The sequence below is a fragment of the Streptomyces luteolifulvus genome (assembly GCF_008806595.1).
GTDB classification, from domain to species: Bacteria; Actinomycetota; Actinomycetes; order Streptomycetales; family Streptomycetaceae; genus Streptomyces; species Streptomyces luteolifulvus.
The window spans coordinates 14,364-40,644 of record NZ_VZRB01000038.1 but is presented as its reverse complement, the minus strand read 5'-3'; the positions used below and the strand labels follow the sequence as shown (position 1 = coordinate 40,644).

24 protein-coding genes are annotated in these 26,281 nt (G+C 70.8%); 16 read left to right on the top strand and 8 right to left on the bottom strand.

Translation table 11 applies throughout. The annotated features are described in order from the left end of the window. Positions 1-212 precede the first annotated feature (212 nt). From F7R91_RS34790 to F7R91_RS34745, 10 genes are all read left to right on the top strand, one after another. Positions 213-1,610, top strand: coding sequence for an APC family permease (locus tag F7R91_RS34790; protein WP_150956400.1), 1,398 nt, complete (start codon positions 213-215; stop codon positions 1,608-1,610). A gap of 121 nt (positions 1,611-1,731) precedes the next feature. Then, positions 1,732-4,374 carry an alpha/beta fold hydrolase gene (locus F7R91_RS34785; RefSeq protein ID WP_191971776.1) on the top strand — a complete coding sequence of 881 codons (2,643 nt, stop codon included), beginning with the start codon at positions 1,732-1,734 and terminating at the stop codon, positions 4,372-4,374. Next, a complete protein-coding gene (locus F7R91_RS34780; protein WP_150956397.1) occupies positions 4,371-5,231 on the top strand; it encodes an ABC transporter permease in 861 nt (286 codons plus the stop codon). Before F7R91_RS34785 ends, F7R91_RS34780 begins: the two co-directional genes overlap by 4 nt. A gap of 147 nt (positions 5,232-5,378) precedes the next feature. Further along, positions 5,379-6,947 carry a vWA domain-containing protein gene (locus tag F7R91_RS34775; RefSeq protein WP_150956394.1) on the top strand — a complete coding sequence of 523 codons (1,569 nt, stop codon included), beginning with the start codon at positions 5,379-5,381 and terminating at the stop codon, positions 6,945-6,947. 441 nt (positions 6,948-7,388) lie between these two features. Beyond that, on the top strand, positions 7,389-7,616 hold the full coding sequence (locus F7R91_RS34770; RefSeq protein WP_150956391.1) for a chaplin: 228 nt from the start codon (positions 7,389-7,391) through the stop codon (positions 7,614-7,616). A gap of 103 nt (positions 7,617-7,719) precedes the next feature. Beyond that, a complete protein-coding gene (locus F7R91_RS44110; RefSeq protein WP_150956388.1) occupies positions 7,720-8,556 on the top strand; it encodes a chaplin family protein in 837 nt (278 codons plus the stop codon). 214 nt (positions 8,557-8,770) lie between these two features. After that, positions 8,771-9,010, top strand: a complete 240-nt coding sequence (locus F7R91_RS34760; RefSeq protein ID WP_150956385.1) for a chaplin — start codon at positions 8,771-8,773, stop codon at positions 9,008-9,010. Positions 9,011-9,191: 181 nt separating this feature from the next. After that, the gene (locus F7R91_RS34755; RefSeq protein WP_150956382.1) at positions 9,192-9,689 is read left to right on the top strand and encodes a DUF5949 family protein; all 498 of its coding nucleotides are present in this window, start codon (positions 9,192-9,194) and stop codon (positions 9,687-9,689) included. After that, on the top strand, positions 9,689-10,273 hold the full coding sequence (locus F7R91_RS34750) for a vitamin K epoxide reductase family protein (protein WP_150956379.1): 585 nt from the start codon (positions 9,689-9,691) through the stop codon (positions 10,271-10,273). The genes F7R91_RS34755 and F7R91_RS34750 overlap by 1 nt, the downstream gene beginning before the upstream one ends. A gap of 154 nt (positions 10,274-10,427) precedes the next feature. Next, positions 10,428-10,997 carry a hypothetical protein gene (locus tag F7R91_RS34745; protein ID WP_225320963.1) on the top strand — a complete coding sequence of 190 codons (570 nt, stop codon included), beginning with the start codon at positions 10,428-10,430 and terminating at the stop codon, positions 10,995-10,997. Here the strand turns inward: F7R91_RS34745 and F7R91_RS34740 are convergent. Together F7R91_RS34740 and F7R91_RS34735 are read right to left on the bottom strand one after the other, a co-directional pair. Continuing rightward, the gene (locus F7R91_RS34740) at positions 10,974-12,788 is read right to left on the bottom strand and encodes a diguanylate cyclase domain-containing protein (protein ID WP_191971775.1); all 1,815 of its coding nucleotides are present in this window, start codon (positions 12,786-12,788) and stop codon (positions 10,974-10,976) included. The two genes, F7R91_RS34745 and F7R91_RS34740, sit on opposite strands and share 24 nt — an antisense overlap. Before the next feature lie 430 nt (positions 12,789-13,218). Then, a complete protein-coding gene (locus F7R91_RS34735) occupies positions 13,219-14,499 on the bottom strand; it encodes a nucleotide sugar dehydrogenase (RefSeq protein ID WP_225320962.1) in 1,281 nt (426 codons plus the stop codon). A gap of 253 nt (positions 14,500-14,752) precedes the next feature. Here F7R91_RS34735 and F7R91_RS34730 point away from each other — a divergent pair, with 253 nt between their 5' ends. The 6 genes from F7R91_RS34730 to F7R91_RS34705 all read left to right on the top strand — a co-directional run bounded on the left by F7R91_RS34730 (position 14,753) and on the right by F7R91_RS34705 (position 20,909). Next, on the top strand, positions 14,753-15,832 hold the full coding sequence (locus F7R91_RS34730) for an NAD-dependent epimerase/dehydratase family protein (protein WP_150956373.1): 1,080 nt from the start codon (positions 14,753-14,755) through the stop codon (positions 15,830-15,832). 11 nt (positions 15,833-15,843) lie between these two features. Continuing rightward, positions 15,844-16,968 carry an MraY family glycosyltransferase gene (locus tag F7R91_RS34725; protein WP_191971774.1) on the top strand — a complete coding sequence of 375 codons (1,125 nt, stop codon included), beginning with the start codon at positions 15,844-15,846 and terminating at the stop codon, positions 16,966-16,968. A gap of 37 nt (positions 16,969-17,005) precedes the next feature. Next, a complete protein-coding gene (locus tag F7R91_RS34720) occupies positions 17,006-18,130 on the top strand; it encodes a glycosyltransferase family 4 protein (RefSeq protein ID WP_150956367.1) in 1,125 nt (374 codons plus the stop codon). Positions 18,131-18,154: 24 nt separating this feature from the next. Next, a complete protein-coding gene (locus F7R91_RS34715) occupies positions 18,155-19,036 on the top strand; it encodes an FkbM family methyltransferase (RefSeq protein ID WP_150956364.1) in 882 nt (293 codons plus the stop codon). Between the two features lie 123 nt (positions 19,037-19,159). After that, positions 19,160-20,149, top strand: coding sequence for an NAD-dependent epimerase/dehydratase family protein (locus F7R91_RS34710; RefSeq protein ID WP_191971773.1), 990 nt, complete (start codon positions 19,160-19,162; stop codon positions 20,147-20,149). A 19-nt stretch (positions 20,150-20,168) separates the two neighbouring features. Continuing rightward, positions 20,169-20,909, top strand: coding sequence for an FkbM family methyltransferase (locus tag F7R91_RS34705; protein WP_150956362.1), 741 nt, complete (start codon positions 20,169-20,171; stop codon positions 20,907-20,909). A gap of 95 nt (positions 20,910-21,004) precedes the next feature. Here F7R91_RS34705 and F7R91_RS43910 read toward each other — a convergent pair whose 3' ends face one another. The 6 genes from F7R91_RS43910 to F7R91_RS34675 form a co-directional block, all read right to left on the bottom strand. Further along, on the bottom strand, positions 21,005-22,204 hold the full coding sequence (locus F7R91_RS43910; RefSeq protein WP_150956359.1) for a glycosyltransferase family 4 protein: 1,200 nt from the start codon (positions 22,202-22,204) through the stop codon (positions 21,005-21,007). After that, positions 22,205-22,981 (bottom strand): class I SAM-dependent methyltransferase, encoded by a 777-nt coding sequence (locus F7R91_RS34695; protein WP_191971772.1) that lies wholly within the window; start codon positions 22,979-22,981, stop codon positions 22,205-22,207. A 142-nt stretch (positions 22,982-23,123) separates the two neighbouring features. Further along, on the bottom strand, positions 23,124-24,284 hold the full coding sequence (locus F7R91_RS34690; protein WP_150956341.1) for a glycosyltransferase: 1,161 nt from the start codon (positions 24,282-24,284) through the stop codon (positions 23,124-23,126). Then, the gene (locus F7R91_RS34685) at positions 24,281-24,979 is read right to left on the bottom strand and encodes a WbqC family protein (protein WP_150956338.1); all 699 of its coding nucleotides are present in this window, start codon (positions 24,977-24,979) and stop codon (positions 24,281-24,283) included. Before F7R91_RS34685 ends, F7R91_RS34690 begins: the two co-directional genes overlap by 4 nt. Next, positions 24,976-25,644 (bottom strand): PIG-L deacetylase family protein, encoded by a 669-nt coding sequence (locus F7R91_RS34680; protein WP_225320961.1) that lies wholly within the window; start codon positions 25,642-25,644, stop codon positions 24,976-24,978. Before F7R91_RS34680 ends, F7R91_RS34685 begins: the two co-directional genes overlap by 4 nt. Continuing rightward, positions 25,644-26,153 carry a GNAT family N-acetyltransferase gene (locus F7R91_RS34675; RefSeq protein WP_150956335.1) on the bottom strand — a complete coding sequence of 170 codons (510 nt, stop codon included), beginning with the start codon at positions 26,151-26,153 and terminating at the stop codon, positions 25,644-25,646. The genes F7R91_RS34680 and F7R91_RS34675 overlap by 1 nt, the downstream gene beginning before the upstream one ends. Positions 26,154-26,281: the final 128 nt, after the last annotated feature.

Here is a 26,281-nt window from a genome sequence, read left to right as displayed (position 1 = left end):
CCGCAGAAGCGGACGGCCCTGTTTCTTGTGGACACGGAGTGCGGTTCCCGTAGGGAGCCAAACGCCCGAACGACTGCTCTTTTGTGTCAAGAACGCCACTCCTGCTGTCATGCGACAACGAATTCCGTAGAGAAGTACCCATTGACGCGACGGTTTCCGTCGGGGTTCGATGCACCGCGATCCCTGCTGCCCCCCGTCGATCGGAACCCCGCATGACCGACACGCTCCGCCCTGTCGAGAACGCCGTCATCGAGGCGCCCGGCAGTCCCCAGAAGCTCAAGCGCTCCATCGGGGTCGTGGGCGGCACCCTCCTCACCCTCTCGTGCGTGACGCCCGCCTCGACGCTCTTCGTCGTCGTCCCCGACCTGTTCGGCTCGCTCGGCACCGCCACCGCCCTGACCATCGCCATCGGCTCGCTGCTCTGCATCGCCGTGGCGTTCTGCTACTCGGAGCTGGGCACCCTCATCCCCAGCGCGGGCGGCGAGTACGCCATGGTGTCGACGATGGCCGGGCGGCTCGCGGGCTGGCTGGTCTTCGTGCTCTCCCTGCTGGTCGTCATGATCGTCCCGCCGGTGATCGCGATGGGCACGGCCGACTACCTGGCGCCGGTCGTGCACCTCGACCCGTCGGTCGCGGGCGCCGCGGTCATGCTGCTCGCCACCCTCGCCGGCCTGCTCGATCTGCGCGCCAACGCCTGGATCACCGGCGTCTTCCTGGTCCTCGAAGTCATCGCCGCCGCCGTGGTGGCGGTGCTGGGCTTCGCCCACGGGGAGCGCGGCCCCGGCAGCCTGCTCTCGATGCGGGTGGCGGGCGCCGACGGTCACGCGGACACCGTCACGGCCATGCTGGTGGTCTCCGGTCTCGCGATCGCCCTCTTCGTCACCCAGGGCTTCTCGACCGCCGTCTACCTCTCCGAGGAACTGGAGCACCCGCGCCGCAACGTGGCCCGCACGGTCCTGGCCACCCTCGCCATCTCCTCCGTGATCATCCTGGTCCCGGTCGTCGCCATCACGATGGGCGCCTCCGACCTCACCGAGCTCACCGGCGGCGACATCGGCTCCATGGTCACCGCCTGGTCCAACTCCGCCGTCGGTACCTTCGTCAGCCTCTGCGTCGCCCTCGCGATCATCAACGCGGGCATCGTCATGGTCATCCAGAACTCCCGTGTCCTGTTCGCCTCGGCCCGCGACAAGGCGTGGCCCGAGCCGGTCAACGAGGTCTTCGCCAAGCTCGGCCGCTTCGGCTCCCCGTGGGTCGCCACGCTCGCGGTCGGCGTCCCCGGCGCGCTGCTCTGCTTCGTCAACCTCGACACCCTGTACGGGGTGACGGGCGTCTCCGTGACCGGCATGTACCTGCTCGTGGCGGTCGCCGCGCTGCTCGCCCGCCGCGGCAGCCACCGGCACACGCACGCGTGGCGCATGCCGCTGTGGCCGGTGGTGCCGGTCCTGCTGATCGTGGTCCTCGCGTACATCCTCAGTCAGCAGGAGACGCAGTATCTGCTGTGGACGGGCGGCATCACCGCCGCCGCCACCCTGTACTGGGCGTTCTATCTGCGCCCGCGCCGCGACACCCGCTGGCTGGTCTCGATACCGGAGGACGCGCGGGTCTGAGAGCCCGTGTCCCGTACCGCGCCTGGTGTACGCGACCGAGGTCCCGTACACCCGCGGGAGGGCGGTGAGTTCGGCCTCTGGTCGACATCTCCCCGACAGGTCGACCCCGTACCGTTGAAGCATGGATCTTCGACTGCCCGGTCTGCGAGGACCACGGCGGCCCCGACGGATCGTTTCCGCCGCGGCCGCCGTCGTCGTACTCGCCGGTGCCGGTACGTGGACGGCCGTCGCCTCCGACGACGACACGCCCGCGGTGCGCCGCACCGACCAGGTGATGTCCGTGGACGGCGTGCGCCTGGACACCTCGTACTTCACCTCCGGCTCCGCCGGCCGCCGCCCTGCCGTGCTCCTCGGCCATGGCTTCGGCGGCAGCAAGGACGACGTCCGGCAGCAGGCGGAGGACCTGGCCCGGGACGGATACGCGGTACTGACCTGGTCGGCACGCGGATTCGGGAAGTCGACCGGGAAGGTCGGACTGAACGACCCGAAGGGCGAGGTCGCCGATGTCTCCCGGCTGATCGACTGGCTCGCCGGGCAGCCCCAGGTCCGGCTCGACAGCGCCGGCGACCCGCGGGTGGGCCTCGCGGGCGCCTCGTACGGCGGCGCGATCTCGCTGCTGGCCGCCGGGCACGACGACCGCGTGGACGCCATCGCCCCCGCGATCACCTACTGGAACCTCGCGGACGCCCTGTTCCCGGACGGTGTGTTCAAGAAGCTGTGGGCCGGCATCTTCTTCAACACCGGCGGCGGCTGCGACAAGTTCGAGCCCGCCCTGTGCGCGATGTACGAGCGGATCGCCGAGTCCGGCACCCCGGACGCCGCGGCCCGCGCCCTCCTGGAAGAGCGCTCGCCGTCGGCCGTCGGCGACCGCATCAAGGTGCCGACCCTGCTGGTGCAGGGCCAGGCCGACTCCCTGTTCACCCTGGCCCAGTCCGACGCGGCCGCGAAGGCGATCCGTGCGGGCGGCGCCCCCGTGGACGTCGACTGGATCGCGGGCGGGCACGACGGCGGCAACCTGGAGACCGGCCGTGTGCAGGCACGGGTGACCGCCTGGTTCGACCGCTATCTCAAGGCGGACAAGGGCGTCGACACGGGCCCGGCCTTCCGTGTCACCCGCACCGGAGGCGTCGACTCCACCGACGGCACCGTCCCGCTGCGGGGCGCGAGCGGGGACTCGTACACCGGCCTGGCGAACGCACGGCGGCCGATCCCGCTGACCGGGCGCGAGCAGCGCTTCGACAACCCCGCCGGAGCCGGCCCGCCCGCGCTCTCCGCCCTGCCCGGCTTCGGCGGTTCCAACGGCCTCGCCCAGCTGTCGGCGTTCGGGGTCGGCGTGTCCCTCGACTTCCCCGGCCAGTACGCGGCGTTCGAGTCGGCACCGGTCACGAGCGACCTGCGGATCACCGGATCGCCGGCCGTCACGGTCCATGTGAAGTCCACGAGTGACGACGCCGTGCTCTTCGCCAAGGTGTACGACGTCGGCCCCGGCGGCACCCGGCAGCTGCCCTCCCAGCTGGTCACCCCGATCCGGGTCGAGGGCGCCGGGTCCGGCAAGGACGTGACGATCACGCTCCCGGCGATCGACCACGACATCGACAAGGGCCACCGGCTCCGGCTGGTCCTCGCCTCCACGGACCTCGGCTACGCCTCCCCGACGGCCCCGGCGACGTACACCGTCTCCCTGAAGGGCGATCTGCTGGTGCCGACGGCCCCCGGTGTGACGACCGCGGCCGCCCCGCTCCCCGCGTGGGTGTGGTGGCTGCCGCTCGCGGGCGTCGTGCTCGCCGCGGCGCTGCTGCTGACGGGCCGCCGGCGCACGGCCACGCCCGCGCCCGATCCCGCACTGGCCGAAGTCCCGCTCCAGATCACCGGCCTGAGCAAGAAGTACGCGAAGGGTGACCGCTACAGCGTCCGCGACCTCTCCTTCCGTGTCGAGAAGGGGCAGGTGCTGGGCCTCCTGGGCCCGAACGGCGCGGGCAAGACGACGACCCTGCGCATGTTGATGGGCCTGATCCAGCCGGACGGCGGCGAGGTCCGCGTCTTCGGGCACGCGATCCGCCCCGGCGCCCCGGTGCTGTCGCGGGTCGGCGCCTTCGTCGAGGGCGCAGGCTTCCTGCCGCACCTCTCGGGGCGGGAGAACCTGGAGCTGTACTGGCGGGCCACCGGCCGGCCGCCCGAGGACGCCCACAGGGACGAGGCCCTGGAGATCGCCGGCCTCGGCGATGCGCTGGCCCGCGCCGTGCGCACCTACTCGCAGGGCATGCGCCAGCGCCTCGCCATCGCCCAGGCCATGCTCGGCCTGCCGGACCTGCTCATCCTCGACGAGCCGACCAACGGCCTCGATCCGCCGCAGATCCGTGAGATGCGCGAGGTGATGATCCGGTACGCCGCCGCCGGACGCACGGTGATCGTCTCCAGCCATCTGCTGGCGGAGGTCGAACAGTCCTGCACCCACCTCGTGGTCATGGACCGGGGCCGGCTCATCCAGGCCGGCCCGGTCGGCGAGATCGTCGGCTCCGGCGACACCCTCCTCGTCGGCACCGCCGCGCCCGTCCAGGAGCCCGTCGTGGAGAAGGTCGCCGCGCTGCCGGGCGTGGCCTCGGCCGTGCGCACCGACGACGGACTCCTGGTCCGGCTCGACCCCGACGGCAGCGCCCAGGCCCTGGTCGCCGAGCTCGTACGGCTCGACGTGCCCGTCGCCTCGGTGGGCCCCCACCGCCGCCTGGAAGACGCCTTCCTCACCCTGATCGGAGGCTCCGCATGAGCACCGACGCTCTCGCCGACGTGGCCTCCGGCTACCGGGCGGGCCGCACCCTGCCGCTGCGCGTCGAGCTGGTCCGCCAGCTCAAGCGGCGCCGCACGCTGGTCATGGGCGGCATCCTCGCCGCGCTGCCGTTCGTCCTGCTGGTCGCCTTCGCGATCGGCGGCGAGCCGGGCGGACGCAACGACGCGGTGACCCTGATGGACACGGCCACCGCGTCCGGCGCCAACTTCGCCGCGGTGAACCTGTTCGTCTCCGCGGGCTTCCTCCTGGTGATCCCGGTGGCCCTGTTCTGCGGGGACACCGTCGCCTCGGAGGCGAGCTGGTCCTCCCTGCGCTACCTCCTCGCCGCGCCCGTACCGCGCGCCCGGCTGCTGTCGTCCAAGCTCCTCGTCGGGCTCGGACTCAGCCTGGCCGCGATGGTGCTGCTGCCGGTCGTGGCACTGGCCGTCGGCACGGCGGCCTACGGCTGGGGACCCCTGGAGATCCCGAGCGGCGGCGAACTCGCCGCGGGCACCGCGGCCCAGCGGCTCGTCGTGGTGGTGGGCTACCTCTTCGTGTCCCAACTGGTCACCGCGGGCCTCGCGTTCTGGCTGTCGACGCGGACGGACGCACCCCTGGGCGCGGTCGGCGGCGCGGTCGGGCTGACCATCGTGGGCAATGTCCTCGACGCCGTCACCGCCCTCGGCGACTGGCGCGACTTCCTGCCCGCGCACTGGCAGTTCGCCTGGGCCGACGCCGTACAGCCGCATGTCGAGTGGTCCGGCATGATCCAGGGCGCCGCCGTCTCCATAACGTACGCCCTGGTGCTGTTCGCCCTGGCCTTCCGGGGTTTCGCCCGCAAGGACGTGGTGTCGTAGGTCAACGGAAGATCACCCACCGGTCTCGGCGGGCGCATTTCGTGCCCTCTTCGAGACGCATCCGCAACGCCCCGGAGCGCACGTTCCGGCTCCCTGCAACGTCACAGTCACAGACGTCGACGTCAACGGACACAGGGGGCACGGCAGATGGAGACCCACCGCACACGACGACCGCGCACGGCACGACCACGCGCCGCACTGCTCGCGCTCGTGGCCGCGGCCGGACTGCTCGCCGGCTGCGGCGCGGGCGGCTCCGGCGGCAAGAGCACGGACGTCCCGAACCACTCGGAAGCCCTCCCCGCTCCCGCCCCCGCCCAGAGCCGGGGCAGCGGCGAGGTACGGGAAGGCGAACAGCAGGACGGCGCGGACGGCGCGGCCCGCGAGACGGAACCCTCGCCCGACTACCTCTCCACCTTCGCCCTCGACGTCGACACCGCCTCCTACGGCTACGCGCGCCGCACCCTCGCCGACGGCCGGCGCCCGGACCCCTCCACCATCCGCCCGGAGGAGTTCGTCAACAGCTTCCGCCAGGACTACGAACGCCCCGACGGCAACGGCTTCTCGGTCACCGTCGACGGCGCCCGCACCGACGAGGAGGACTGGTCCCTCGTCCGCGTCGGCCTCGCCACCCGCACCTCCGGGCAGACCGCGGAACGCCCGCCCGCCGCCCTCACCTTCGTCATCGACATCTCCGGCTCGATGGGCGAACCCGGCCGCCTCGATCTCGCCCGGCAGTCCCTCGGCACGATGACGGACCGGCTGCGCGACGACGACTCGGTCGCCATCGTCACCTTCAGCGACGAGGCCGAGACCGTCCTGCCCATGACCCGGCTGGGCGACCACCGGGGCCGCGTCCACGACGCCATCGACGGCCTGGAGCCGACGTACTCCACCAACCTCGGCGCCGGCATCCGGACCGGCTACGCCACCGCCGTCGAGGGCCGGCGCGAGGGCGCCACCAACCGGGTCGTCCTCGTCTCCGACGCGCTCGCCAACGACGGCGACACCGACCCCGACTCGATCCTCGAACGCGTCGACGGCGCCCGTCGCGAGCACGGCATCACCCTCTTCGGGGTCGGCGTCGGCAGCGACTACGGCGACGCCCTGATGGAACGCCTCGCCGACCGGGGCGACGGCCACACCGTGTACGTGTCCGGGGAGGACGACGCCCGCCGGGTCTTCTGCGAGCAACTCCCGCAGAACATCGACCTCGTGGCCCGTGACGCCAAGGCCCAGGTCGCCTTCGACCCCGAGACGGTCGCCGAGTTCCGCCTCGTCGGCTACGACAACCGCCGGGTCGCCGACGACGACTTCCGCGACGACCGCGTCGACGGCGGCGAGATCGGCCCCGGCCACACGGTCACCGCCCTGTACGCCGTACGCACCAGGCCGGGTGCCGACGGCCATCTCGCCACGGCCACCGTCCGCTGGCTCGACCCCGACACCCGGGCCCCGCACGAGGAGTCCGGCCGGCTGGAGGCGGGCTCCCTCGGCGACCGGCTCTGGGACGCGAACCCCCGCCTCCAGGTGACCGCCGTGGCCGCCTATTTCGCGGACGCCCTGCGCTCCGGAGACGACCGCTGGCGCTCCCTGCCCGGCGACCTGGGACTCAGCGACCTGGGCGACCGCGCCGCCGGTCTGGCGAGGACCACCGAGGACAGGGACGTACAGCAGCTCGCCGAGACGATCGACCGGGCGCGGGACATCCGGTACTAGCCCGGCAGCCGCCGCCCCGACCGGGATGTCGCCGGTCATTCCCTTCGGAAAAGCGGATTTCCATGACGGGTCGATCAACAGAATTCCCGTTCACTCCGATGGCCCACCTGGGTGACGTCCCGAAACCAATTCCGTCGCACCGGGTTGATGCGAGGGGGCTGATCTCGGCCCCCCGGTGACCGCTCGGGCCGCCCTCGTTCCTTCCCCGCGTGGGCTGCCCGAGCCTTTCCGTGAAACGAGAATTTCGCCCGGGTGCGGTGCCGGTGCCGGTTGCGGGCGAGGCGTTCGGGTGAATTCCGGGGAAGGCCGCGTTCCGTAGTTGCTTGGGACGTCTATCCCTCGTTTACAGCCTGTAGGTCATGACGCGAGCCGTTCATGCCGTGCTCGCTCGGTTTCCGCCGGTACAGGGGCATGACCGCAGTAAATGGGAAGGAAAAGTTCATGAAGAAGACCGCTGCTGTCGTGGCGGGCGTGGTCATGGCCATGGGAATGGCCGCCCCCGCCTTCGCCGACACGGACGCCGTCGGTTCCGTCGCGAGCTCGCCGGGCGTCCTCTCCGGCAACCTGGTCCAGGTTCCCGTGCATCTCCCCGCCAGCCTGTGCGGCAACTCGCTCAGCGTCATCGGCCTGCTGAACCCGGCGTTCGGCACCGCCTGCCTCAACGACTGACGCTGCAAACCAGCCGGCCCGGCTGCCACGGCCGGCCTTGGGAAGCCCTGAAGGCGCCAAGGCCGGCTTTCCACTTCTCCAAGCAGGAAGACAACGAATAAAAGTGCGACAGACCCTGAGCAGGGGGACGATCGTGGCCGCCGCCGCGACGAGCCTCCTGTCCCTGTACACCGCCGCCGCCTTCGCCGACGCGGACGCGACCGGGGCCACCGCCGACTCGCCCGGTGTCCTCTCGGGCAACAACGTCCAGGTGCCGGTGCACAGTCCCGTGAACCTGTGCGGGAACTCCGTCGACGTGGTCGGCCTCCTCAACCCGGCGTTCGGCAGCGTCTGCCTCAACGACGACTCGGACAGCTCCGGGTCGGACACGTCGCAGGCCACCGCCGTCGCCGACGCCGCGGACTCGCCCGGCGTCCTGTCCGGCAACAGCGTCCAGGCGCCGGTGAGCATCCCGCTGAACGCCTGCGGGAACACCCTCGACGTCGTCGGCGCCCTCAACCCGGCGGCCGCCAACGTCTGCGGCACCGGAGCCGACGCGGCCTCCAGCGTGGACGTCCCCGCGGACGAGGCTCTCCCGGACGCCCCCGCGCTGCCCGAGGTGCCCGACACCTCCACGCTGCCCGACACGCCGGCGGTCCCGGACACGGTCACCCCGGACGCCCCCGCGGTCCCGGCCGGCAGTGACACGCCCGCCACCGAGGTGGACGAGCCGCGTACCGACCCGGCGGTGGGCACCCCGAGCGGTTCGCGTCCCGACGAGGCCGCCCCCGAGACCGAGTTCGAGACGCCGGTCGTGGACGACGCCCCCGTCGTCGAGGACACGCCCACCCTGGCCCACACCGGCAGTGAGGACATGGTCGCCGCCTCGGCCGCCGGTGCCGCGCTGCTCCTCGGCGGAGCGATCCTGTACCGGCGCGGCCGGGTCGCGGCGCGCAGGTAGCACCCCGTCCGGCACTCCGCACCCGCCCCCCGGGGCCCGGCATCCGGGCCGCCCGCGGGGCGGTGTGCGGCCGGTGCCGGACTCCTCGTACGGGCGTGACCGCCGGGTACGAGCATCACCCCATTGGCGGCACAACCCCAGGGCGCACCCCACGGTTGACACAACACCGGGCGTCCCGCCCGGTGTTGTGTCAATTCCAAGGAGCATCTCCTCCATGTTGCGTATCGCGAAGGGCCTGGCCCTGACCACCATCGCCGCCGCGGCCGTTGCGGGCACTGCCGGTGTCGCCGCCGCCGACACCGGCGCCGCGGCCGCCGCCACCGACTCGCCGGGCGCCCTGTCGGGCAACGTCGCCCAGGTCCCGGTCCACGTCCCGGCCAACGTCTGCAGCAACACGGTCAGCGTCATCGGCCTGATGAACCCGGCGCTCGGCAACCTCTGCGGCAACGACTGACGTCGACGCGGGCTTTCCCTCGGCCGCCCTCCCGCTCCGGGAGGGCGGCCGAGGTGCGCCGGGAGGGAACACGAGCGGATGTCCGTCGTCATCCCTCGTTCGTGTGGAGACCCCTCGGGCACTGGCCTGTACGGGTGAGAAGCCGACCGGGCGCCTTCCGGCCCGTCGATAGGGTTCCGCGGTGACCTCGACCTCAAGCGAAACGCGCCCTTTCCGAGCCGCCGATCTGGGCACCCTCGTCGTGCTGGCCTGGAGCGGTGCGGCCCCCGACGGCGACATGCCCTGTCTGCTCGTCTACTCCCTGGGGGACGGCGCCGGCGGACCCGAGGCCTCCTCCGCCGCCGTCGAGCGGCTGCTGCTCAGCACCGGACTGCGGCCCGGCGGAGAACTCGTCGACGCCGCCGCCCGCCCAGGCCTGCCCGTCAGCCTGCTCGTCGAGGCCGGCCGGGCCGTCGTCACCATGCCCCACCTCGACGGCCAGTGCGTGCCGCCGCCGGAGTGGCTCGCCGCCGTCGGCCGGCGCGGACACGCCTACCTCGTGTTCACCACGCGGCCCTGGCCGGAGGCCGGGCCCGGCAGGCCCGTCGATCCCGGCGCCCTGGCCGCCTTCGCGGGCGCGGAGGAGACCCTCCACGCCGCCGCGCACATCCTGCTGCCGGCCCGCGGCCTGCGCGGCTGATGGCCAGGGCCGAAGGCGCGGGCCGGGGGTTCGCCCTGCTGCAGGTCATCATGGGGGCCGCCGGACTGCTCGCTTCATGGGTCATCACGATCGACAAGTTCAAGCTCCTGGAGGACCCGGACTTCACGCCGGGCTGCAGCCTGAACCCGGTGGTCTCCTGCGGCAACATCATGAAGAGCGACCAGGCCTCGGCCTTCGGATTCCCCAATCCGATGCTCGGCCTGGTGTCCTACGGCATCGTGATCTGCGTCGGCATGAGCCTGCTGGCCGGCGCGAGGTTTCCCGGGTGGTACTGGCTGACCTTCGAGGCGGGCGCGCTGTTCGGGATCGGCTTCGTGACGTGGCTTCAGTTCGAGTCGCTGTACACGATCAGCGCCCTGTGCCTGTGGTGCTGTCTGGCGTGGATCGCCACCATCTTCATCTTCTGGTACCTGACCTCCTTCATCGTCCGGAACCGTTTTCTGCCCGCCCCCGAGTGGCTGAGGAAGTTCTTCGACGAGTTCACCCTCTGGCCGCCGCTGCTGCACACCGGTGTCGTCGGGATGCTGATCCTGACGCGCTGGTGGGACTTCTGGACGGGCTGACCACGCCGGGGAGCGCGGTCGTGCGAAGCCGCTCCCCGTCACGCCCTGGGCGCTCCCTCCATCCGGCGAATTCGGTTCCGCCGTATGGCACGGGGCCGCCCGCCCCGCTGCACTGGGCCTGAACGTGCATCCACGTCTGCACACCCTGCCGTGGTTGGTCGGCCCGACCGCCCACGGCCGCACCACCTGGAGGTTCGCGATGGTTTCGGCACGGTGGACGAGGGCGCTGGCCTGGCTGGCCGCCGCGGCGGAGGATCCGCGGGCCTGCCGGTACGACTGGCGCCGCGGCAGTGAGGCCGTCCATCTCCTTGCCGCCGGGCGCCTGTGGGACGTGCTGATCGTCCCCGAACGCCTCGGACTGCGCGCCGTCGGCCTGCTGGACGACCTTCCCGGCGCCCCCGGCCCCATGCTGCTGGACGGCAGAGGCCGTCGCGTCGGGTTCTTCCTGCCGCCCGATCCCGCCGCCATCTGGGTCGGCCCCGGCACCCGCTATGTCACGAAGGGAGGCTGGATCGCCGCCCCCGCGCCCCACTGCCGCTGGGGCACCCTGCGCTGGCTCACCCCGCCCGACGGAGCGGGCACCCTCAACCGGCCCGGCATCCTGGAGCTCGCCCTGCGCCGTGCGATGGAGGAACTGGCCCGCGACCACGGCGGTTCGCACCACCGCCGCCGGCCCCCACGCCGAAGCCTGTTCGGCCCGTCAGCGGTGCGAGGCACCACTTGAGACGGGCGGCGGCTGCGAGGCGTGCACATGGATACGGCCCTTGCCCGCCGCCTTGGCCGCGTACATGGCCAGGTCCGCCTGATGCAGAAGCTCGTCCGGAGTGACCCCCGGGGCGGCCATCGCCATCCCGATCGAGGCGGAGACCACCGCATCCCTGCCGCCGATCCGGTACGGCTTCTTCAGCGCGCTCAGGATCCGCGCGGCGACCTCCCTGGCGCTCGACGGGTGCGTCGCCGCCTCCCATTCCAGCAGGGCCGCGAACTCGTCACCGCCGAGGCGGGCGATCGTGTCCCCCGCCCGTACGGACGCCTGGAGCCGACGGGCGGCGTGCGTCAGAAGGGCATCGCCCGTCGCGTGTCCGGCCGAGTCGTTGACGGCCTTGAAGCCGTCCAGGTCCACGAAGAGCACCACGGGCGGGGCAACTCCCGTGGTCCGCTTCTGCAGGGCATGGGCGACCCTGTCGACGAACAGGGCACGGTTGGGCAGACCGGTGAGCGCGTCGTGGAAGGCGAGGTGTTCCAACTGCGCCTGCTGCGCGACCCGTTCGCTCACATCGCGGCTGATGAAGATCATGCCCTCGGGATGGTGACCGATCGTCGACTCGACATGGCGCCACCGTCCGTCGGCGCTCCGCACCCGGCAGGACACCCGGTGACCCGGCCCCCGGGCCCCCGACCCGGCGTCGTCCACCAGCGTCTGCACGGCCTGCATCAAAGGCGGCACGTCGTCCGGGTGACAGAACAAGGGGACACGAGCGCCCACCAGTTCCTCGGGCCGGTAGCCGAAGACCGGGTGGACCGCCGGACTGACGTAGCGCACCACTCCGTCGTGACCGATGATCGTGATCACGTCGAGGGTGCCGTCGACCAGGGTGCGGTAATGGGCCTCACGGGCCTTGGCCTCCTGAGCGATCCTCAGTTGGTCGGCGTGGGTGACGCCCTGCCGGGCGCCGAGCGCGAGGAGCACCGACCCCGCCAGGGCCGTCATCACGAGGTCGACGCAGCCGCCGGTGACGGCGTGCGCCGAGATGGCGAGCGCGCAGACGGCCATGGGCACGAACGCCGCCACCACCCCGGTGACGGGCATCGAACGCTGGTCGAACCCCACAGTGCTGACACCCCCCGGCAGCCACGGCGCGACGGCGACAAGGGTCAGCCCGGTCATCGAGCACGCCGTGGCGAGGGGAATCCCGGACCAGCCGCCCGGCGCGGGCAGCACGATGCGCAGGACGTCACCCGTGAACAGGACGACGAGGGCCACGGCGCCCACCGTGGTCGCCGTGCGCTCGGAGCGCCTCAGGCAGAAGCGCAGGGCGACGAAGAGCGCCAGCACCAGAATGTCCGTGACGACGCGGGCGAGCGCGAGCAGTGAGGCCGACACGTCCCCGCCCTGGTCGGCGCGGTGCAGCAGCAGTACCCAGCCCGAGGTGAGCAGGGAGCCCGCGATCAGCCAGCTGTCCAGCAGCCGTCGTAGCGAGGTCAGGGTGGTGCCGTTGTCCGCGGCGGCCATCACCAGCGCGATGACGGCGACCCCCATACACGCGGCGATCCCGGCTCCCGCCAGCGGACGGACCACGGACGGGAGACCTCCGGCGGAGTGCGCCCCGGAGGAGTCGATGCGGCCGGCCAGCAGATGGTGCAGGCCGCCTGCCGCGACCGAGACGGCGAACAGGGTGAGGCGAAGACGTACCTTCCGCGGGGCGGTCCGGGAACGTATGAGCAGAGAGACAGCGGCGACACCGTGCGCGGCCGGCACCCCCGTTCCCGCCGGCAGAAGCACGGCTGCCGTCACATCCGCTCCGGCGACGACGGTCAGAACTGCGAACTGAGAACCGGCTCGCCCGGTCCCCCCGTGGATCATGCGAACCCCCGCGTTGGTCGAGCGCAGAAGGGAAATCGACAAGACGTACGAGACTGCTGAAGCCGATAAGAGGCTAGGCAGATCTTCTCGCAATCCGCATGGCCGTCCTGAATGCGCTTCACCTGATATAAGGAAAACGCCGTCCCTGTGACGACACCGGCCCCCGTGAAGCGGTAAGGAGAAACCCCGAGCGAGGTGTGACGGATCGGGCACGCAGCGCGCTGTAGGACATGACCGGTTTCCGAGGGTTGCCGGGCCCGCCATTCCGAGAAGCGGCCGGAGGGCGGGCATGCGCAGGGGCGGAAGGGCTCAGTGTCCCGTACCCGACCGCCCCTGTGCGCAGTTCAGCGAACTTCCGTACTCAGAGCACCTCCACCTGCCGGCCCCGGCAGCGGTTCCGGGTGTCGAGGACGTAGGACGCCGTGCTTTCCACGAGGGAGTAGTCGAAGGTGTCGTGGTCGGTGGCCACGACGACCACGTCCGCCGCACGGATCTCCTCCTCGGTGAGCTCCACGCACATGATGTCCGGCGGCAGCAGATAGGGCTCGGTGTGCGGTTCCACCGCGACGACATGGGCGCCGAGGTGGCACAGCGACTGCGCGAGCATGACGGCGGGCGACTCGCGGATGTCGCCGGTGTTCTTCTTGTAGGCCAGGCCCAGTTGCAGGACCCGGGAGCCCTTGACCGACTTGGCGCGCTCGTTCAGCCCCCGGGTGATCCGCGAGGTCACATAGGCGGGCATCCGGTCGTTCATCTCGTTGGCCAGGGAGATGAAGCGGACGTCCTGCCGCAGCAGCCGCTTGACCTGCCAGGACAGATACGAGGGGTCGACCGGCAGACAGTGCCCGCCCACGCCGGGGCCGGGAGTGAAGGGCATGAAACCGAACGGTTTGGTGGCGGCGGCCTCGATGGCCTCCCAGATGTCCGCCCCCAGCTGCCGCGAGATCATCGCCATCTCGTTGACCATCGCGATATTGACGTGCCGATAGGTGTTCTCCAGCAGTTTCGTCAGTTCGGCGGTGCGGCACGAGCTGACCGGCACGGTGCGTTCGACGAGTTGCGAGTAGAAGCGCTCCACCTTGCGAAGTGACGCGGAGTCGATCCCCGAGGTCACCTTCGGTGTGTTCTCCAGGTGCCAGTCGGGGTTGCCGGGGTCGATGCGCTCGGGGCTGTACCCGAGGTGGAAGTCCACGCCCGCCTTCATTGCGCTGCCCTCCTCCAGCAGCGGACGCAGCAGGCACTCGGTGGTTCCCGGATACGTGGTGGATTCCAGGACCACGGTGGCGCCGGCCGTGATGTGCGGGGCGATGCTCCGGCCCGCACCTTCCACGAAGCTGAGATCGGGCACCCCGTCACGCAGCGGTGTGGGCACGGTGATCACACAGACGTCGAAGCCGGCGATCCGGTCGTAGTCGGTGGTGGGTTCGTAGCGTCCGCTGTCGAGCGCGGCCGTCAGACGGGCGCTGTCCACCCCTTCGACATAGGAATGGCCGGAGGTCAAACGCTTCACGCGGAGTTCGTCGGTGTCCACGCCCACGACATGGAAGCCCGCCTCCACCGCCCGCACAGCGAGCGGGAGTCCCACATATCCCTGACCGACGACAATCAGTTTCTCTTGCTCATGCGGGTCGCGCGCCATCATCACCGTGGCCTCCCGGGCGGTTAGAGTTCTCCGAGTCAATTGAGGCACATACGATGCCCAGTGGACCCATTGCGGCGTCATGTCTCCCGGGCATCACTCCAATCGAGTATCAGGCGGCCTCGTAGAACCGTCGCGAGGCGTGCCGATGTTTCAATTTCCGCTATTTCTCCCATAGGTGAATGTTGGGCTCGGCGTGACGACCGAGCCCTGTGGGAGTTGTCCGACGCTCACCCACCGAACCGGAGTGGCCCGCATGGATCCTTGTTCGAAGTACTTGGTCACCGGTGGAGCCGGTTTCATCGGCTCGCACCTCGTGGACGCGCTGTTGGCCGATGGAAAGGAAGTGGTGGTCCTCGACAACCTCTCCACCGGGCGAATGGCCAATCTCGCCCGGGCGCAGAAGCAGCCGCGCTTCCGCTTCGTCCACGGCTCCGTGCTGGACCCGCTGCTGGTGGACGAGTTGGCGCGCGAGTGCGACACCGTGATCCATCTGGCCGCCGCCGTCGGGGTCAAACTTATCGTCGAGCAACCGCTGAAATCATTCATCACCAACATCAGGGGTACCGAGACCGTCCTCGAGTCGGCCCAGCGCCACTCGCTCAGGGTTCTGGTGGCCAGTACCTCGGAGATCTACGGCAAGAACTCCTCGGGACCTCTGGGTGAAACCTCCGACCGAATCCTTGGCACCCCTTCCGTGGTCCGCTGGTCGTACAGCACCGCCAAGGCGGTCGACGAGATCCTCACGGGTCTCTATCACCGCGAACGGGGCCTGAAGGGGACCATCGTCCGGTTCTTCAACACCGTCGGACCCCGGCAGAGCCCGGCTTACGGGATGGTCATTCCGCGCTTTGCCCGGCAGGCGGTGCGCGGAGAGCCTCTCACCGTCCACGCGGCCGGCGAGCAAAGGCGCTGTTTTCTCCATGTCGCGGACGCCGTCGAGGCCCTGATGCTTCTGCTGGGGAATCCAGCCGCGGAAGGCGATACGTTCAATGTCGGTTCCTCCGAGGAGATCAGCGTCCGGGAACTCGCCGAGCGTGTCATCGCCCAGTCGGGAAGCGCCTCGCCGCTGGAATACGTGCCCTACGCGGAGGCCTATGGCGCCGGCTTCGAAGACATGCAGCGCAGGGTCCCGGACACCACGAAGCTGCGCACGCTGACGGGGTGGCAGCCCCGGCACACCCTCTCCGATGTGCTCACGGACGCCATCGCGGACGCCCGCGACGAGATGAACCGCCTGGCGTCGACCAGCGTTCCCGGTGGCAGGGCGGAGCGTCCTCCGGCGGCCACCGCGAGCGTCGCCGGATCTGCACTGGCGGGCCCGTGCCAGGCATGAGTCCCTTGCCGATGACGGTCGCGGTCGGCTGCGTGGCCCTGTCGCTCGGTGCCCTGCTGACGGAACCGCTGAGGCGTTTCGCCCTGCGGTACGGCGTCACCGACCGGCCCAACGGGCGCAAGGGCCATGCCCGGCCGACGCCGTACCTCGGCGGGATCGCGGTCGCGGTCGTCACGCTCGCCGCGGGAGCCGCCACGGCGTTCGCCGGAGGTTTCGGCAGCCCGGGCCTCGCGGTACTGCTCGGGGGTGCCGCGGTCATGGCGGTGCTGGGGCTGATCGACGATCTGCGCCCGCTGGGCCCGGCGGTGCGGCTCGGCGTGGAGGCGACGGCGGCCACGGCCGTCGTACTCGTCGGCGGACATCCGACGCTGCTCGGCGGCCCGCTCGACGCCGTCATCGCCGTCCTGTGGATCGTGTTCACCACCAACGCCTTCAACCTGCTGGACAACATGGACGGGGCGTCGTCGTCGGTGGGTGCCGTCATCGGCGTCTTCCTGTGCTGGCAGGCGTGGTGGATCGGACAGGCCGGGCTGGGACTGGTCCTCGTGGCCCTGTCCGGCGCGTGCCTGGGCTTCCTGCTGCACAACTGGCACCCTGCGCGGATCTTTCTCGGCGACTCCGGGTCCCTCTTCATCGGCTTCACCGTGGCCTGCGCGGCGGTGCTCCTCCACAAGGACGCGGCCGGCCTCGCCGCGCCCGCCGGGCTGCTGGCCGCGACCCTGGTCGTGACCGTGGACACCGCGCTCGTCATGCTCTCCCGCTACCGGGAGGCAAGGCCGCTGCTTCAGGGAGGGCTGGACCATGCGTCGCACCGGCTGCGCCGGATGGGCCTGACGGTCCGCCAGACCGCTCTTGCCATCGGGACATTCGCCGCGGTTGGCGGTCTGTCCGGGGTGCTGCTGGCCCACGGCGTCCTGCCGTCGGGCGGCCTGCTGCTGGCGGCCACGGTGCTCGGCCTGGCCACGGTGGCGTTGCTGCTCAGAGTTCCGTCCGCTGCCGTTCCCGCGCCGTCCGTCGCGGCCGCGGGCGGTGTCGAACTCTCCGTGGGGCGGCAGATGGCCCGTCAGACGGCCGGCGGGGCCCCGGACCTTCGGAAGGAACCCAGTCGCATCGGCGAGTCCGGCATGGCCGGCTGATGCGTTCGAGTCGATCAAGGGGTGGAGCGAAGCTGCGATGCGCATCGTCCGAGTGAGCTACCGGGTTCCTCCCCTGCCGGGTGGAATGGAACGCCACGTCGAATGCCTCACGCGCGAGCAGGTCGCTCAGGGGCACGAGGTGACCATGGCGTTCCGGCACGGATCGGTCGTCCAGCCGGGGGCCACACGTCTGCCGCTGCGCGGCGGGGCAGTGCCGCGGACGCTGGCGCACGTGTCGGACCGGCTTGCGTTCGCGGCACAAGCCGCTGCCGCCATCCGGCGCCTGTGCGACGATCCGCGGGCGCACGGCGTCGATCTGGTGCATCTGCACGGTGATCATGTCGAGGGTCTGGTGCTCGGCCCCGTGTGCAGACACCTCCGCGTCCCGCTGTTCCTGACCGTGCACGCCTCCCTGACCCACCGCCGGCGCTCTCTGCAACGGCGGGTCTTCAGGGACGTCACCGCGTTCGTCGCGCTCGGATCGGCAACAGCCGCGGACCTCGTCGCCCGTGGTGTGGACGAACGACGTGTCCTCACCATGTCGAGCGGCCTGGAGCTGTCCGCCATGCCGTCCCCGTCCGAGGCCGTGCCCCGCGAGCGCGGACTGATCGTGAGTGTCGGCGCGCTGAATCCGATGAAGAACCACACCCTGCTCGTCGAGGCCTTCGATGAACTGTCCCGCCGCCGGCCGTGGTTGCGGCTGGTCGTCGCCGGGGACGGCCCGGAGCGGGACCGGCTGGCCCGGATGGCCGCGACCCGGCCGGGAGTGGAGCTGGCCGGTCCGCTCTCCCGGGCGGAGGTGTACGAGCTCGTGCGGAGGGCCGAGGTGTTCGTCCTCGCCTCGCGTCGGCTCCGGGGCAAGGGCGAAGGCGTACCGACGGCAGCGCTGGAGGCGCTCGCCCTGGGCGCCCCCGTCGTGGTGTCGTCGGACGCCTCGCTCGATCCGGTGGTTCCTGATCGCGAGGCATGGAGGGTTTTCGAGTCCGGGTCGAAGGCCGATCTCGTACGGGCACTGGGCGCCGTGCTGGACGACGAACCGGCCCGACGGAAGATGAGCGCCCTGGGGGTGAGTGCCGCCGCGGCGCTCGACTGGCCACGGGTCGCGGAGCGTGTGGAGAACTGGTACCGCGTGCAGTTGCGGCAGCGGTACTCCGCCACCTGATGCGCGCTGAACAGGAGCAGAGGATTGCCGACGACGATGCATGGCTTGGTGCGGATGGCCTGGGAGCACCCGGCCAACCGGGGGCGCCGGGCCCGGGCCCTGGCTGCCATGGCCGGATGGCAGGCGTGGAAGCGACTGGTCCGGCGGCCACGGGATCTGTCCGTGTTCGGCGGCATGTCCTTCCGCGCCTACCGCGACAGTACGCAGCCGGGCCGCTTCCTCTATTTCGGCGGGCTTCCGGACTACGAGGAGATGACGTTCATGAAGCGTTATCTCCGTCCCGGAGACGGCTTCATCGACGGCGGCGCCAACGAGGGCATGTTCAGTCTGCTCGCGGCCCAACTCGTCGGGCCGAGCGGGGCGGTGCACGCGTTCGAGGCAGTGCCCACGTATGTGAAGCGGCTGCAGCACAACCTCCGGGCGAACTCCCTCGACTGGGTGACGGTCCATGACATGGCCATCGGAGCCGAGCAGGGCAGCGTCCGCTTCTTCATCAACGGCACCGGTTCCCGGCTCCGGACGGAGGCGGACCCTCCTCAGGCCGGGGTCCAGGTCGGGCTCGGCCGGCTCGACGAGCTTCTGCCCGAACGCGCCTACGCCATGGGAAAGCTCGACGTCGAAGGCACCGAGCACCTCGCGCTCAGCGGCGCCTCCCGGCTGATCGCCCGTGGTGAGCCCGCGGTGTGGATGCTCGAACTCGTCGACAAGTTCCTTCATCGCTTCGGCTCCTCGTCGCGCGAGATCCGTGAGTGGCTGCAGGACCACGGCTACGACGTGGTGATGTACGACCCCGCCCGCAATCAGCTCGTGCCGGCCCCGCAGACGCCCTCCGCGGGGCCCGACGTCCTTGCCGTGCACCGTCGAAGCCGGCAGCTGGTGCAGGCACGCCTGAGCGGTCGGGTCTGACCCTCCCTGCGTGTATGAAACGGTCAATCGTTGCATACAGGTCCAAAATGGGGCTCACTGCTCACTGGTGACGCCCCGTGACCGCGCGGCGCGGCAGGGGCATGCGACGAAAGGAAGTCGTCCATGGGTACAGCCCGACGGGTCGAACACGCCGTGGTGACGGGAGCAGCGGGCTTCATCGGCTCACACCTCGTGGAGTCCCTGCTGCGTCAGGGGGTCACCGTGCTCGGCGTGGACCGGCGTTCGCCCGGTGACAACGCCATCGCGGCCGAGAACCTCGGCGGTCTCCTGGGGCATCCAGGGTTCCGGCTGGTGCAGGGAGACCTGGTCACGGATGAGCTCAAGCCCTGGGTGGACGGAGCGGACACCGTCTTCCATCTCGCCGGTGTACCGGGAGTCCGGCCGTCATGGGGGGACACCTTCGGTGAGTACCTCGAATGCAATGTGCTGGCGACACAGCGGCTGCTGAACACCTGTGTCTCCCTCGGCGTCCAGCGCCTGGTCCTCGCCTCCTCCTCCAGTGTGTACGGCGACTGCACCGGGCCCCTGCGCGAAGACGGCCTCACCGCTCCCGTGTCGCCGTACGGGGTCACCAAACTCGCCGCCGAACGGCTCGCCCTCGCCTACGCACTCGCGCCGGACAGCCCCATCAGCGTGGTGGCGCTGCGCTACTTCACCGTGTACGGCCCGCGGCAGCGGCCGGACATGGCCATCGGGCGCATGCTGCGCGCGGTGCTGACCGGAGAGCCGCTGCATCTGTACGGGGACGGCCGCCAGCGCAGGGACTTCACCTTCGTCGCGGACGCCGTCGCGGCCACCGTCGCCGCCGCGACCGCCGAAGCGACCGCGGAAGCCGTCAACATCGGTGGCGGCGACAGCGTCTCGGTGCTCGATGTGCTGCGCCGGGTCGGCGAGATCACCGGGGCGGAGGTCCCCGTGCGGGACGATGTGTACCAGCCGGGAGATGTGCAGGTCACCGAGGCCGATCTCACGAAGGCCCGGACGCTGCTCGGCTACTGCCCCTCGGTCACGCTGACCCAAGGCATCGAGCACCACTGGAACTGGCTCTCCGCCCGTACCCCGGCCGGCTCCCCGGCGACCGCGACCGCCTAGCGGCGAGAGAGTGGGAAGCATGCGCATCTTCCTCGACGTCGGGGGGCACTACGGCGAGGCCCTGGACGTCGCCCTCGACCCCAGGTGGGGGTTCGAGAGGATCTACTCGTTCGAGCCGGCGCGGCACTGCCAGCGCATCCTCCGTGGTTTCCGCGACTCCCGGGTCCAGGTCGTTCCGGCCGGGCTGTCCAGCCGGTCGGGGGAGGCCACGCTCTTCGGGACCGGTCTGCTGGGCGCGAGCGTGTACGCCGACAAGGACCAGGCGGGCGACCGCGTCGAGTCGGAGACCATCGCCCTGCTGCGGGCCACGGAATGGCTGCTGGCCAACACGTCGGAGCGGGACGAGATCTATCTGAAGCTCAACTGCGAGGGCAGTGAGTGCGATGTGCTCGAGGACATGCTGGACAGCGGCGTGATCGGCCGGCTGCGCAGCATCTACGTCGACTTCGACGTACGGAAGATCCCGAGCCAGGCTCATCGGCGGGCGACCGTGGAGGAGCGGCTGCGGCAGCACCGTCAGCAGTTCGTCACCCCCGAGTCGCTGGCCGATCCTGCCGGAAGCGCCGCGGTGCGGGAGTGGCTGAGCCTGGCCGGCCCGCAGTCGCCCGCTGCCAGGGGCGCGCTGCGCTACCGTCTCGGACTGCACCTGCCCCCCTACATCTGGGCGAGCCGGGCCGCGAAGGCCGCGCTCCCGAGGCCCGCCTACTCGCTGGCGGCGCGGCATCTCGGCGCCCAGGCCCGCCGTCGCACCGACCGCTGATCCGGGATCCGGTCCGCCGGGCCCCGCCCGGCGGACCGTTCCCTTGCCTGCCGCCTTCCCCGTAGCGGGCGGCCGGATCCACCGGGCAGCACCCGTCACAACATCGCGTGAAGCATGGCGGCCACGCGCTCGGGGGAGAACTCCGTCTGCGCGCGCCGCCGCAGCCGCTGCCCCCATGCGCGCCGGTCCGCGTCGGGGACGGACATCAGGGACCGCACATGAGCCACCAGGGCGTCGAGATCCCCCACCTCCGCCACATACGGGTAGTCGCCTCCCACCACGTCGGCGGACCCGCCGGCGTTCGTCGTCACGACCGGTGTGCCCGAGGCCATGGCCTCCAGCAGCACCCGCGGGAACCCCTCCTCGTAGCTCGGCATGACCACGCAGTCGGCCGCCCCGTACAACTCGGGCAGGTCGTGGTTGGGCACAGCGCCGAGCAACTGCATGCGCCCGTTCAGTTCCGGGGCCGCCGCCTCGCCTTCCAGGCGGGACCGCTCGGGTCCGTCCCCGGCGACAACGAGCCGGACCCGCGCTCCGGAGGCCGGACCGTCACCCCGCAGGACCGCCTCCAGCAGAGGCGCGAGGAGACGGGCTCCCTTGCGGTACGACAGACGATGGACGAAGAGAAGGACGTACTCGTCGTCGGCCCACCCGAACCTCGCCCGGGCATCCCGGCGTTCCGTGGTGCCGAGCGGAGCGAACCGTTCGGCGTCGACGTCGTTGTAGAGCAGCCGCATCCTGTGCCGTGGCACTCCCCAGAGCCCCGCCATGATGGGGACCATGGTCTCCGGGCCGGTGACCAGGCAGTGCACCAGCCGCGCCGTGACCCGGTTGACGAACTCATGGGCCACGAGCCGCATCGTCCTCGGCTGCTCCGGTGCCCGGACATCGGGAAGCCCGCTCCGCCACAGCAGGACGCGGTGGCGGTACAGCGGGCGGGTGAGGACCAGGACGATCACGAACAGGGTGGAGTAGCGCAGAAAGTAGGTCCGGTAGCCGGCGCGGGCGCAGCGGTGGACGGTGAGCGCCGTGCCCAGCACCCGTCCCCACCGGCCCCGGCCGGGCACCCGCAGCAGGAGGCGCACACCGGCCAGCCGCGCCGGCGGGCTGCCCCGCTCGACGGCGGCCGCGACATCGACCCGTTTCCCCAGTGCGGCGAGCAGCGCCGGAATGTGGGCGAAGTGCTCCGACTCGTCCTGGGACAGATGGGGGACGACATACACCAGGCGCGGGCGGTCCTGTGGTTCCGCGGAGACCGGCGCGCCGGGTGTTCCGCCATGCAGCGCGCTGCCCATCTAGCCCACCAGCTGGCCTTGCTGGACGCTGCGCGCACCGGGCAGACGCACCGCACCGGTGATCTTCCTGGAGTCGAACAGGAATCGGGGGCGCTGGCCGCGCTCCTGGCAGAAGTCCAGGAAGGCCCTGCTGCAGTTCACGTCGTCGCTGGCGAAGACGCCGCCCTCGGTCATCCTCGGCCATACCTGGCTGTACTCGAACAGCTGGGGCAGATACAGGTGGTCGCTGTCGTGGAAGAACAGATCGATCGGTCCGACGCGCTGCAGGGCATGGGCGAGCGACGCCTCGGGCTCCTTGCGGTCGAGGATCTCCAGCCGCCACTGCGGGTGCTGACCCACCAGCCGGCCGGCGGTGCGGTTGATGTCGAAGCTGTGCAGCCGGCCCTGGCCGTTGCGCTCCAGCGCGGCGAGGATGAGCCACGAGGAACGGCCGTCGGCCACACCGGTCTCCACGACGGACTGCGGCTTCAGCAGCCGGTTGAGTCCGTACAGCACGGCGCTGGTCTCGGCCTCCACACCGTGGGTCCGGGGATAGAACAGTTCGATCTCGGCATAGCGGCGGACCAGGAGCTCGGAGACCTCCCGGTACTCGTGGAGCACCTCTTCGACTTCGGCTGCCGGCCAGCCGAGGTTCTCGAGGAACGCCGCCGCGGACGTGGCGAGCGCTCCGCCGGACCGGGTGAAGTCCATGACGGTCGGGGGTGTGTACCGCCGGATGCCGGTTCCCAGGGTGTGCATGGCGAGATACCCGCCCACCACCGATGCGACTGGCCCCACGCCGGAGTGCCTGACCCATCGACGGACGGTCGACGTTCGGCCCACAGCGACCTCCTCGTTGTGTGACTGTTTTTGTGACGACATGTCAGAACTTATCGCTTCCCATTGGACATGCCGTGCGCAACACGGAATGCTGGTGCGATTACGGTGTGCCGACCGTCCGGAACAGGGCTGCCAGTGCGTCGAGATTGGTGTCGAAGCCGTAGGACGCCAGCACATCGCGGCGTACGGATGCCAGCTGATCCGCGTCGGGCGGCGAGGCCAGAACCCGGCGCACACCGGCGGCGATTGCTGCCGCATCGGGGGTCACCAGCGACACACTGGGCCAGCTCCCCGCGGCCGCGGGAATCCCGCCGACCGTGGTGGCGACGACGGGCACTCCCGAGGCGGTCGCCTCCAGAAGGGTCCTCGGCAGACCCTCGTCCCGTGAGGAGATGACGAAGAGGTCGGCGCGGGAGAGCTCCGAGCGGACCTCGTCGACCCCGCGTGCCCCGAGGAACTCCACATGACCGCGGAGCCCGAGCCGCGCCGCCTCGTTAGTGAGCCGGTCTCGCAACGGCCCGTCGCCCACGATGCGCAGCCGGATGCCGGGAACGGCCGGGACGAGCTCGGCCAGCGCTGTCAGCAGCAGGTCGTAGCCCTTCGACGACACCAGCCGACCGACCGTCAGAAGCTGCGGAGAGGCACCGGCCAGCGGTGGCCGGGCCCGCTCCGGCGGTTTCTCCCAGACCGGCAGCAGCCGTGGCGGGACCAGGACGGAGGGGATGCCGCGCCGGTCCAGCGCCTCCCGCATCGACTGAGCGACGACCCGGCGGGCAGTGGCGCGGCGGGCGAAGGAGACGACGGCCCGCCGGAGCACGGCTCTGCGCCAGCGGCCGAGAGAAGCCACCGGCAGGGCGAGGTAGTCACCGTGAATGTCCATCAGCCAGGGGCGACGGACCAGTCGCGCGACGAGCCAGGCGGAGAGCCATCCCCAGGGTTCGGCACCGTTGAGGACGACCGTCTCGCCCTTGACTGCCGCGGCACGCGCGAGGCGTACCCCGATGCGCACCGATCCGGCCGCCCAGATCAGAGAGCGCGGGCCCGTGCGGCGCGGCCGTCTGAGCACATGCATCGAGCCACGGAAGCATTCCAGGCCGGGGCCCGCCCAGACGCACCGGGCCTGGCCTACGCGGTCGGCCAGCGCCGCCCAGGTGCGGAAGTCCGCCGAGTCGTCGACGTCCGCCTGCCGGGCGCCCGAGATGGTCACCACCGTGAGCTGCGGCCCCGTCGTCGCCGGCACGGAGGCGGGCGTGGCGGTCATGAGGCACCGGTCCGGTAGCCCGCCAGCAGAGGCGGCAGTTCCTCGGGGGCGAGCCGAGCACAGGCGTCGACGGCCGAGAGGCACGGCACGAAATCGTTCTCGCCCTGGCTGTAGACCGGATGTTCGAAGTCGAAGAAGCTCACCTTGATCCCCTGCTCGGTGAACGCCTCCAGGTCCAGGTAGTCACGTCCGGAAGGCCCCGCGAGGTATTCGTCGGCGCCCACCGCCCGGCACAGGTCGACGATCAGTTCTCCCTTGGCTCCCCGGGCGTCGAGCTCGGAGGAGCGGATCCGCGGGACCTTGACGTCGAACTGCGCCAGCAGCCAGTCGGCGAGGTCGAGATTGAGGTCGGCCAGAGAACTGCCGTGCGCCGCCGCATCGACCGACGACAGCAGATCGTCGACCTTGTGGGCGCCCGGCAACCCGGACACCGACTGGCAAAGGCGCCCGCGGTAGCGGCGTCGCCAGTGGGGCACCTCGCAGATCCGCACCTCACTGATCGGGGTGCCGAACGGAGCGGTCACCGGGACGGTCACCCACGTGGGTTTCCCGTCGATCAGGACCCGGTTGCGGTTCTGGAAGTAGTTCTTCCGGTAGGGCACCGAGTCGAGGACGATCCACAACTCCGACGCGGCCACCTTGGCCAGCAGACCGAGCCACGGCAGATGCTCGGGCTGATGGATCGTCACCCTCATGCCAGCAGGCCCTCCAGCCGCGAGACCTCGAACGCCTCGCCGTAGCGGGCGCGCATCTCGTATCCGCGGTAGCGCGATCGTGCCTCGACGCCCTCGATCCACTGCTCGCCGTACTTCTGGTACTCCGACTCGTGCTGCCGCAGGGCCTGGAGTTTCTGCTCGATGGTGTCGTCGATGCTGATGTACAGCTGGGGACGGAAACCGACGTAACTGCGCCCCGAAGGCGTGATGGGCTCGTACATGACGACGGAGTTGTAGTACCGGCCGGCCGCAATGGTGGCCAGGGCGGTGTTCGCGTGCGAGCGGTGCGTGTCGAACGGCCAGTGGGTGAAGATCATGGTGGGACGGAAGTCGTCGACGACCTCGTTGATCGACTCCACGACGGTCGAGTGGTTCTCCACGTCCTTGGCGGGGAAGCGGAGGATGTCGATCTCCTTCACCCCGAGCGTCGCCGCGGCCTCCCTGCCCTCGGCCACCGCCACGTCCGCGTCGCGGAAGTGACTGCCGTTGTAGCTGGTGTACTCGGAGCTGCTCATCACCAGGAAGCGCACCTGCGCTCCCGCATTGACCAGCCGGGCGGCGGTGCCGCCGGCCGCCAGCTCGATGTCGTCGAGATGCGCGCCCACGAAAAGGCTGCGCTCGAACATCGGGTTGCTGCAGAACATCACGTCTTCCTCTCCGGGAACACCTGCTGAGGGGGAGCCGTGCCGGTGGCGAGGGAGAACTTGCCGTCCGGCGTGGTGCCGGTGATGCGAAAACCCGCGCGGTCGTAGAGCGCGAGCGCCGGGCCGTTGCCCGGGTCGCAGACGAGGCTGACGCTGCCGGACGCCTGCGCGAGGACGCGGGTGAGCAGCCGGGAGGCGATGCCCCTGCCCCACTGGCCGGGATCGGTGGCCACGCGGTGGATGTGCGTTCCGTCGGGCTTCCGGGAGGCGATCACAAATCCGACGGGCCGGCCGGAGTCGGTGGCCACGAGGCTCAGCTCCCGCTTTCCGGGGAGCTCCCGGGCGAAGTTCTCGGCCCGCCACGGCTCATCGTCGTAGTGGCTGCTCTTCCGGTGCACGCGGCGCTCCAGTTCGGTGAGCGCGCCCAGCAGGTCGTCCACGACGTCGCCCAGGCGGTGCACGTGCAGGCCGGGCCGACAGTCGGCAGCCCTGTCGTTCGTGCCGTGCATCCAGGGGACCTCAGTTCAGTCGGCGACCGCCCGAGCGTGGCACAGCCGTCCCCGGCGACGGTGCCGACGAGCCGCTTCCGCGATCCGGTGCACCCCGATGGCGTAGCTCCGGCACGGCGGCCCGCGCA

What these genes read in the sequence shown, in the direction of transcription:
- F7R91_RS34790 (WP_150956400.1), top strand. Translation starts at nt 213, where the DNA reads ATGACCGACACGCTCCGCCCTGTCGAGAACGCCGTCATCGAGGCGCCC.
- F7R91_RS34785 (WP_191971776.1), top strand. Translation starts at nt 1,732, where the DNA reads ATGGATCTTCGACTGCCCGGTCTGCGAGGACCACGGCGGCCCCGACGG.
- F7R91_RS34780 (WP_150956397.1), top strand. Translation starts at nt 4,371, where the DNA reads ATGAGCACCGACGCTCTCGCCGACGTGGCCTCCGGCTACCGGGCGGGC.
- F7R91_RS34775 (WP_150956394.1), top strand. Translation starts at nt 5,379, where the DNA reads ATGGAGACCCACCGCACACGACGACCGCGCACGGCACGACCACGCGCC.
- F7R91_RS34770 (WP_150956391.1), top strand. Translation starts at nt 7,389, where the DNA reads ATGAAGAAGACCGCTGCTGTCGTGGCGGGCGTGGTCATGGCCATGGGA.
- F7R91_RS34760 (WP_150956385.1), top strand. Translation starts at nt 8,771, where the DNA reads ATGTTGCGTATCGCGAAGGGCCTGGCCCTGACCACCATCGCCGCCGCG.
- F7R91_RS34750 (WP_150956379.1), top strand. Translation starts at nt 9,689, where the DNA reads ATGGCCAGGGCCGAAGGCGCGGGCCGGGGGTTCGCCCTGCTGCAGGTC.
- F7R91_RS34735 (WP_225320962.1), bottom strand. Translation starts at nt 14,499, where the DNA reads ATGATGGCGCGCGACCCGCATGAGCAAGAGAAACTGATTGTCGTCGGT.
- F7R91_RS34730 (WP_150956373.1), top strand. Translation starts at nt 14,753, where the DNA reads ATGGATCCTTGTTCGAAGTACTTGGTCACCGGTGGAGCCGGTTTCATC.
- F7R91_RS34725 (WP_191971774.1), top strand. Translation starts at nt 15,844, where the DNA reads ATGACGGTCGCGGTCGGCTGCGTGGCCCTGTCGCTCGGTGCCCTGCTG.
- F7R91_RS34720 (WP_150956367.1), top strand. Translation starts at nt 17,006, where the DNA reads ATGCGCATCGTCCGAGTGAGCTACCGGGTTCCTCCCCTGCCGGGTGGA.
- F7R91_RS34710 (WP_191971773.1), top strand. Translation starts at nt 19,160, where the DNA reads ATGGGTACAGCCCGACGGGTCGAACACGCCGTGGTGACGGGAGCAGCG.
- F7R91_RS34705 (WP_150956362.1), top strand. Translation starts at nt 20,169, where the DNA reads ATGCGCATCTTCCTCGACGTCGGGGGGCACTACGGCGAGGCCCTGGAC.
- F7R91_RS43910 (WP_150956359.1), bottom strand. Translation starts at nt 22,204, where the DNA reads ATGGGCAGCGCGCTGCATGGCGGAACACCCGGCGCGCCGGTCTCCGCG.
- F7R91_RS34690 (WP_150956341.1), bottom strand. Translation starts at nt 24,284, where the DNA reads ATGACCGCCACGCCCGCCTCCGTGCCGGCGACGACGGGGCCGCAGCTC.
- F7R91_RS34685 (WP_150956338.1), bottom strand. Translation starts at nt 24,979, where the DNA reads ATGAGGGTGACGATCCATCAGCCCGAGCATCTGCCGTGGCTCGGTCTG.
- F7R91_RS34680 (WP_225320961.1), bottom strand. Translation starts at nt 25,644, where the DNA reads ATGTTCTGCAGCAACCCGATGTTCGAGCGCAGCCTTTTCGTGGGCGCG.
- F7R91_RS34675 (WP_150956335.1), bottom strand. Translation starts at nt 26,153, where the DNA reads ATGCACGGCACGAACGACAGGGCTGCCGACTGTCGGCCCGGCCTGCAC.